The sequence below is a fragment of the Pseudonocardia lacus genome, from assembly GCF_018531445.1.
GTDB lineage: Bacteria > Actinomycetota > Actinomycetes > Mycobacteriales > Pseudonocardiaceae > Pseudonocardia > Pseudonocardia lacus.
This window is the reverse complement of sequence record NZ_JAHDTH010000356.1, coordinates 1-4,123: the sequence shown is the minus strand read 5'-3', so window position 1 is coordinate 4,123 and position 4,123 is coordinate 1. Positions and strand designations below refer to the sequence as shown.

The 4,123-nt window shown below is 77.7% G+C and carries 5 protein-coding genes and 1 pseudogene; 1 reads left to right on the top strand and 5 read right to left on the bottom strand.

The window, feature by feature from the left end; all coding sequences use genetic code 11:
- Positions 1-200 (top strand): annotated as a pseudogene (locus tag KIK08_RS37650) (hypothetical protein); the annotation flags it as partial.
- Here the strand turns inward: KIK08_RS37650 and KIK08_RS37645 are convergent.
- The 5 genes from KIK08_RS37645 to KIK08_RS37625 form a co-directional block, all read right to left on the bottom strand.
- A complete protein-coding gene (locus tag KIK08_RS37645) occupies positions 172-1,251 on the bottom strand; it encodes an NAD-dependent epimerase/dehydratase family protein (protein ID WP_214408091.1) in 1,080 nt (359 codons plus the stop codon). The pseudogene KIK08_RS37650 and the gene KIK08_RS37645 overlap by 29 nt on opposite strands.
- Positions 1,252-1,260: 9 nt before the next feature.
- Positions 1,261-1,713 (bottom strand): hypothetical protein, encoded by a 453-nt coding sequence (locus KIK08_RS37640; RefSeq protein WP_214408090.1) that lies wholly within the window; start codon positions 1,711-1,713, stop codon positions 1,261-1,263.
- A complete protein-coding gene (locus KIK08_RS41400; protein ID WP_308258145.1) occupies positions 1,713-3,011 on the bottom strand; it encodes a molybdopterin-dependent oxidoreductase in 1,299 nt (432 codons plus the stop codon). The genes KIK08_RS37640 and KIK08_RS41400 overlap by 1 nt, the downstream gene beginning before the upstream one ends.
- Positions 3,008-3,661 (bottom strand): class I SAM-dependent methyltransferase, encoded by a 654-nt coding sequence (locus KIK08_RS37630; protein WP_308258144.1) that lies wholly within the window; start codon positions 3,659-3,661, stop codon positions 3,008-3,010. Before KIK08_RS37630 ends, KIK08_RS41400 begins: the two co-directional genes overlap by 4 nt.
- The coding region (locus tag KIK08_RS37625) for a TIGR04282 family arsenosugar biosynthesis glycosyltransferase (protein ID WP_214408089.1) at positions 3,658-4,123 on the bottom strand (466 nt) is incomplete at its 5' end. The genes KIK08_RS37625 and KIK08_RS37630, both read right to left, overlap by 4 nt.

Below are 4,123 nucleotides of genomic sequence, written 5' to 3'. Positions count from 1 at the left end.
TGCTGGCCGCGGCGGCGCTGGCCGCGCTGCTGCTCGCCGACCTGTCGGGGTTGTCGAAGGCGGAGGTCGAGCGGATCTGGCTGCCGTTCGCGGTGTGGCTGGTCGTCCCGTGCGCCCTGCTGCCCCGGCCGCGGACGTGGCTCGCGGCCCAGGTCGCGCTGGCGCTGCTGGTCAACCACCTGCTGCTGACGGTGTGGTGAGCCGCGGCGCGACCGGTGCGCGCAGCGGGTCGGTCGCGAACCGGCGCATCCCCTCCGCGAACCCGGTGGCGGCCCGGTAGCCGAGCAGGTCGGCCGCCCGCGCCGGGTCGGCCACGACGTGGCGGACGTCGCCCGGCCTGGCCCCGCCGACGACGACCGGCTCGGGTCCGCCGGTGGCCGCGCTGAGCGCCGCCGCCAGGTCGCCGACGGTGTGCGGCTCGCCGGAGCAGACGTTGACCGCGGTCAGCGCGCCGGGCGGCGGGTCGGTGGCCAGCGCCAGCGCGTTGGCCGCCGCCACGTCGGTGACGTGCACGAAGTCGCGGCGCTGCCGGCCGTCCTCCAGCAGCCGGGGCGCCTCGCCCCGCTCCAGCGCCGACCGGAAGATCGACGCGACGCCGGCGTAGGGGGTGTCGCGCGGCATCCGGGGCCCGTAGACGTTGTGGTAGCGCAGCGACCACGCGCCGCCCCCGGTCTGCCGCGCCCACGCCGACACCAGGAACTCCTGGGCCGCCTTGGTCGCGGCATAGGTGCTGCGCGGGTCGATCGGGGCGTCCTCGTCGACGAGGCCGGCCGCCAGGTCCCGCCCGCAGGTCGGGCAGCGCGGCTCGTACCGGCCGGCGTCGAGGTCGGCGACCGCGCGCGGACCCGGGCGCACGACGCCGTGCTCGGGGCAGTCGTAGCGGCCCTCGCCGTAGACGACCATCGAGCCGGCCAGCACCAGCCGCCGCACGCCCGCGGCGTGCATCGCGGCCAGCAGCACGGCGGTGCCCAGGTCGTTGTGCGCGGCGTAGTCCGGGGCGTCGGACGGGTCGAGCCCGTGCCCGACCATCGCCGCCTGGTGGCAGACGGCGTCGACGCCACGCAGCAGCGTGGCGAGCAGCCCGGCGTCCCGCACGTCGCCGCGGACCAGGTCGGCGTCGGGCACCGGCCCGTCGCCGTGGGCCTGCGGCAGCAGGGCGTCGAGCAGCCGGACCTCGTGCCCGCCGGCCCGCAGCCGGTCGGCGATGTGGGAGCCGATGAACCCGGCGCCGCCGGTGATCAGAATGCGCACCCCGCGACGCTATGGCGGTCCGGCCGGTCCGGATCTGTCGATCCGCGAACATCCGCCGGCGCGCAGCACCCGCACGGCGTAGACCGTCGCCGACACCGCGCCCATGGCCGCGACGAGCAGCAGCCAGTTGCCGAGGTAGGGCCGCTGGTCGAGGCCGGTCGCCCCGAGGTGCACGTCGCCGCCCTGGCCGATGATCCCGGGCAGGAACAGCAGCAGCGCCAGCCCGGCGCCCAGCACGGGCACCCGCACGTGGTTGACCAGGGGCACGCGGGTGCGCCGCGCCGCCGACAGCCGCACCAGCGCCCGGTCGGCCCCCGAGTACAGCGGCAGCAGGACGCCGTCGTGCAGCACGACGACCGCCAGGAACCACAGCAGCATCCGCGGCAGCGCCGGGTCGTCGAGCACGATCGTCACTGCGTAGCCGCTCACCGCGAGGCACAGCACCAGGACGGCGGGGCGCATCAGGCACCCCGGAACGCGATGGAGCCGACCCACTTGGTGCAGCGCACCCCGGGCAGCGCGGGCACGACGATCCGGGCCGGGAAGCCGTGGTCAGGGGAGAGGTCCGCGCCGTTGACCCGCAGTGCCAGCAGCGCGTCCGGGTGCAGCACCTGCCCGGCGGTCAGCTCGGCCGCCGCGAAGGGCCCCTGCTCGATCGAGCGGACCAGCGCCGACGTCGGCGAGGGCAGCCCGGCCAGCGCGGCCAGGTCGCGCAGCGGCAGACCGGTCCAGGTCTGCTCGGTCGACCAGCCCTCCACGCAGGCGATGGGCAGCGCGACCGTGTGCCGGGCCATCGCGGCCAGCGCGGACCGGTCGAGCAGCACCGTGCGGGCTCCGGCCAGCTCCAGCCGCCAGGCCGCGCCGGTCGCGGCCGGGTCGATACCGGAGGCGGCGAACGTCCGGTTGACCGGGAAGTCGTTCGGCCCGCCGTCGGCGGCCGCGGTGGTCCGCCCACGTGGCAGCAGCAGCGCGGTGGAGCGCAGCGGCCCGTCCAGCACCTGGCCCACCGACAGCCCGGCGACCAGCAGCGAACCGCCGCCGACCAGGGCCAGCGCCCCCCGGCGGCTGATCGTCGGGGGCAGCGGGTCGGTCGCGACCAGCTCGGATTCGACGTCGGGGTCGGGCGCGGTTGCCGCCAGCGGGGTGCGCAGCTCGACCCGCAGCGACCGCGAGCGCAGCCCGCGGCGCAGGGCCGGGAACCGCAGCACGACGTGCGCGACCAGCGCGCCGATGAACACCCAGGCGCCGACGTAGTGGGCGGCGTAGAAGCTGAACCCGAACACGTAGTCGTACTGGATGTTGAGCAGCCCGGTGACGATCTCGAACAGCGCGCTGCCCACCAGCAGCAGCACGGTCACGCGTTCCACGGCGTCGAGCAGCGAGCGGGCCGGCGGCCACGCGGTCAGCTTCGGCGCCACCGACCAGAGCTTCGCCAGCACGACCGGCACCAGCACCAGCCCGAGCAGCACGTGGGTGCCCTGGGTGAGGCGGAACAGCCAGGCCGGGGAGGTGGGCCAGTCGAACGGTGGGAGCTGCAGGAGCCCGACGTCGGCGGGGATGGGCGCGGAGCCGTAGGCGACCCGGTCCAGCAGCCCGGTCAGCACCACGACCGGCATCCCGACCAGCAGCACCAGGCCGAGCACCGCGGTGAGCCACGGCCCGCGCACGGGGCTGCGGTAGCGGGGCAGCGGCGGGCGGCGGCGTTCCAGCGCCCGCCACAGCCCCGCCGGCCACCCGTACCGAGCTCCGGTGCGGGTCACGACCCGACCCCGACCGAGCGCAGCTCCACGAAACAGCGCGCCCCGACGTGCGCCGCGGTGCGGACGAGCCCGACCGGGCCGGCCAGCGCGGCCAGGGCGTCCGCCCCGGCGCAGGCCCACGGCTGCGCCGGGCCGGACCCGTGCGGCGTGCGCACGCGCACCGTCCCGCGCCACAGCAGGTCCGCCCGGGGATCGGTCTCCACCAGCGCGGATCCCCCCGGGCGCAGCAGCTCGGCGGCGCGGCGCAGCAGGCGCGCCGGATCGCCGCCGATGCCGATGTTCCCGTCGGCGAGCAGCACGTGGTCCCAGCGGCCCTCGGCGGGCAGCGCGGCGAAGACGTCCCGATGGGTCATCGGCGCCCGCCGCACCCGGCACTGCCGCCGGGCAACGTCCGAGACGTCGACGCCCAGCGCCGGGACGCCGCGCTCGACCAGCGCGGCGACCAGCCGGCCGGGCCCGCAGCCGAGGTCGATCGCCGGGCCGGTGCAGCGGTCGAGCAGCCACCGGTCGGCGCCGGACGCCGGGGCCCGCCAGCGCCGGGCGTCCAGCGCGACCTCGACGCCGTCGCTGCGCAGCATCCGGGCCGGGGCACCGCGCAGCACGGCGTCGAACGCGGTCGTGGTCGGCGCGGCCGTGAGTGACGCCGTCACGACGCCCGCCCCGCGATGAGCGGGAGGGCGGCGAGCGCGGCCGCGAACCGGGTGCCGGGCGCGTCCCGGGCGACGGCCACCGCGTCGGCCATGGTGTCGACGTCGCGCAGCTCGGGCAGCAGCCCGACGCGCAGGCCGGCGGCGCGCAGCGCGTGCAGGGTGCGCTCGCCGGTGTCGGCCCGGGAGGTCGGCACGTCGCGCACGTGCACGGCGTGGTGCGGGTCGCGCAGGCCCAGCGCCCACCAGCCGCCGTCGGCGGCCGGGCCGAGGACGGCGTCGACGTCGGCGCGCAGGCGGTCGCCGGCGTCGCGGAGCACGGCCGGGTCGAGCTGCGGGGTGTCCATCCCGACCTGCACCGAGGCCGTCGCGGGCAGCCGTGCGGCGAGGTCGTGGTGCGCGGCGGCGATGCGGTGGCCGAGGTCCGCGCCGCGCTGGCGCAGCACGGTGGTCCGCGCCAGCGCG